Annotated in this window: 1 protein-coding gene; it reads left to right on the forward strand. The window is 78.2% G+C overall.

Going from position 1 to position 3,880, the window contains the following annotated elements; all coding sequences use genetic code 11:
* Positions 1–3,622: hypothetical protein (locus ACFXA3_RS05500; RefSeq protein ID WP_385182311.1), on the forward strand; the 3,622-nt coding region annotated here is incomplete at its 5' end.
* Positions 3,623–3,880: the final 258 nt, after the last annotated feature.

A 3,880-nucleotide genomic window follows, 5' to 3' on the forward strand; every position in this document is an offset into this window, starting at 1 on the left:
CGGCGGCGGGCGGGTGGCGGGGGCGCGGGGCCCCCGCGCGCGGCGGCGCCGCGGGGGGCGCGGCCGCGGCGACCCCCCCCCCGCCCCCCCCCACCACCGGGAGCCGCTGGGGCTGCTGAAGGTCATCGCGAAGAAGCTGGGGGCGGGGGCCGACCCGTCGGGCCGGGACCAGCTGAGCCGCTGGCAGTCGGGACTGCGGACGTTCCTCGGCTCGCCCGGCCCCATGGTGACGATCGTCGTCGACGCACTGGACGAGGCGACCGACCCGGCGGCGGTGGTGCACCAGGTGCTGGTACCGCTGGCCGGCCACCTGTACGGGCACCGGTCCGGCCAACTGACCGGGCCGCTGACCGACGCCGCGCCGTCGCATCCCGTACGGCGCGGGGTACGGCTGGTCGTCGCCGGCCGCAGCAGCGACGGCGCCGACCGCCTCGCCCCGGGCACCGGCGGCCAGGAGCTGCTGGGCCGGCTGCGGGAGGCGCTCCCCGGGGCGGCCGTGCTGCGCACCGACGACGAGGACATGGGAGGGGACGTCGAGGGGTACGTACGGGCCCTGCTGGCCGGGGAGGCCGACTGGGCGGGACACGACCTGACCGGGGTCTCGCGCACGGTGGCCGGGGCGGTGGGGCGGTCCTTCCTGGACGCCCGCGTGGCGGCGCACCAACTGCGCACCGAGGGGCCGCGGCTGTCGGCCGACGACGGCTGGCTCGCGCGGCTGGGAGGGGGCACGGCGGGACTGCTGGAGGACGATCTGGCGCGGTCGGCCGAGGACGGCCTGGCGGCGGACGAAGCGCTGGCGCTGCTGCGCGCGACGGCGTTCGCGCAGGGGCGCGGCACGGCCTGGGGCGAGGTGTGGCCCGCCGTCGCGTCCGCCGTCCGCGGGGAGGCCGTGGCGGATGCCGATGCCAAGATCCGGGTGCTGCTGGAAGGCCGCCTGGCTGGGTATCTCACCCGTGACGTGGAGGAGGACCAGCGGGTGTACCGGCCGGCGCACGAGCGGCTGGCCGCTGTCCTGCGCGCCTGGCCCGCGGGCGGCGCGGCACCTGGTGGGGGGATCGGGATGGGAATGACGGACGGTCGGGACGAGCCTGCCGACACGGCTGACGGGCTCGGCAGGACGGACGGGGCCGAGGGGGCCGGCGCGCCGGGGGGCACGTACCGGGCCGACGACGTGCACGAGGGCAGGAGAGGAGCCGGGGGCGGGGACCGAAGCAGGAACGGGAGCGGGGACGCTGATGCGGACGCGGACGCTGACGACGAGTGCGCCGTGCACGCCCGCATCGCGCAGGCGCTCGCCGCCCTGGCAGCGCCGCACACCGGCCGCCGGGCCGCCGGCACCGCCCCGCACCCGTACGTACGGCGGTACCTCGCGCGCCACGCCCGCCTGGGCGGGGTCCTGGACGACGCGCACGTGCCGGCCGACGTCCTGCCGTGGCTGACCGGCAGCCCGATCCGCGGGCTGCTGGGCCCGGGCCGGGGACAGGAGGGCCGGCTCTGGCTGGAGGCGTGGGCCGCCGTGGAGCCGTACCTGCACCGGGCGGACGGGGAGGACCACCCCTCGCGCCTCGCCAGCCTGCACCTCGCGTACACGGCGCTGCGCCACCCCGGTCTGCCGCGCCCGCGCACCCCCGACGAGGCGGCGGGACCGCTGGCGGTGCTGTGGTCCCGGTGGATGCCGCCCGTGAACGTCCTGGCCACCCTCGGCACCACCGTCCGGTCCCTGACGGCGGTGCCGGCACCCGACGGGCGCCCCGCGCTCGCGGCGGGCGACGACGACGGCGGCATCGAGCTGTTCGACGCGGTCGAGGGGACGCCGGTCCGCGAACGGATCGCCGCCCACGAGGGATCCGTACGCCACCTGGTCCTCGCGCCGCGTCCCGCGCAGTCGCCGCTGCTCGTCTCCGGCAGCACGGACGGCACCGTCCGCCTCTGGGACCCCGCGACCGGACACCTCGTCGACCAGGTCCACCGGCCCGGCGGGATGTGGATCGCCGACGTGTGCGCGTACCGCGACGGCGGGCACGAACTCGCGGTGCTCAGTGTCAACGGGGACGGGGCGGTGGTCTGGTGGAACGAGCGGATGGGCCCGCTGGACCTGCTGACCCTGCCCGGCGACGCACCCCGTACGCGGACCACCGCGCTGGCGGCGGTGGAGCACCCGCCCGGCCGGCCGCTGCTGGTGATCGCCGACTGCGCGTTCCTGATCTTCCGGGACACCGCGGCCGAGACGGAGGTGGCGCGGTTCGCGTTCCCGGCCGAGGTCCGCGCGCTGGCTCCCACCACGCGGCCGGGGACGGTCGCGGCCGGGCACGCGGACGGCAGTGTCACCGTCTGGGACGCCACCGGACCGCTCGCCACGCTCACCGGCGCCGGCGGGCCGGTGACCGGCCTGACCGCGCTCACCCTGGGCGCACGCCACCTCGTGGCGGCCGGGGCGGGCAGCCGCATCGCCGTGTGGGACGTCTCCCGGTGGGACACCGCCGGCCAGGAGCCCGCGGCGCTGCTCGGCGGGCACACCGGCGCCGTGACGGCGCTCAGCCCCGTCGGCTCCCCGGATTCCGGGATCCTCGCGTCGGCCTCCGTCGACGGGACGCTGCGCCTGTGGAACCGGGAGGTGCTGGAGTGCGCACTGGCCGGCGCCCGTACCCGTACGCCTGCCGGACCGGCGCCGACGGACGGGGCGCTGCTGCTGCCGGAGCCGGGGGAGCCGCGCGGCCCGTCCTGGTTCGCGCTCAGCGGGGGCGGCGAGCACGTCGACGTGCGGGACATCGCCACGGGGGACGCGGTCGCCCGCGTCGGCACCGGACGGCCGCCTTCGGCGATGGCCTGGGCGCGCCGCCGGGCGGGGCGCGTGCTGGCGTCGGCCGGATCCGGGGACCACGGCATCCGGCTGTGGGACGTGGGAACCCGGCAGGCGTTGCCGGACGTGCTGGAGGGGCATTTCCTGCCCGTTCGCGCCCTGGCCGGCTGTGCCACGGCGGACGGACGGCACCTGCTGCTGAGCGGCGGCGACGACGAGACGGTCCGGCTGTGGGACCTGGACCGCATGGCCCCGCTGCGGAAGTGGACCGGGCACGGCCTGCGGATCCTGGCGGTGGCCGCGGCCTCGTGCGAGGAGGGCGGGGACTGGTTCGCCTCCGCCGGCTCCGACGGCACCGTACGGCTGTGGGACGCGGAACGCGGTGGTGCCGCCGGTGCGCCCCTGCGCTGCGACCAGGGGCTCCTGCACGCCGTCGCCCTCAACCCGGGCCCGTTGGACGGCCTTCCGCCGCACCTGGCCAGCGGCGGCGACACGGGCACGGTGCGGCTGTGGGACCTGCGCGCGGGCCGCCCCCTGGGCGAGCCGCTGACGGGCCACACCGCGGCCGTGCACGCCCTGGCCCTGTGGAACACGGAGGGCCTCGGCAGCTTCGTCGCCTCCGGCTCGGCCGACGGGACCATCCGCGTCCGGGACGCCGCCACCGGGCGGTGCCGGCTGCTGCTCGCGGTGGGAAGCCCCGTGCGCAGCCTCGCCGCGCACCCGTCGGCGGCCGGCGGGAGCGTCGTGCTCTCCTTCACCGGGGACGCCGGAGCCGTCGCGGTGGAGGTCGACCTCGCACGGTGCCGGGCGGGCGGAGCCTGATCGCCCGCATGCGCCCCCCGCGTTCCTTCGTGCGCCCCCGGTGGCCACCGCAACCCGGTCGCATCGGTCGTACGAGAGCATGAAAATGATCGTTCGGCATGTGCCGCGGACCGATACGCCGCAGGGCGCGCGCCATCCGCTCCTGAGCGCCCCTCATGAGCACCACACCGTCACGAGACCGGCTCTCCCGGGGGGCGGGGCGCCCCGCCCCGCCCCCCCCCCCCCCCCCCCCCCGCGAGAAACGCCCCCCCCCCCACG

The sequence above is a fragment of the Streptomyces sp. NPDC059456 genome (assembly GCF_042750055.1).
Lineage (GTDB): Bacteria > Actinomycetota > Actinomycetes > Streptomycetales > Streptomycetaceae > Streptomyces.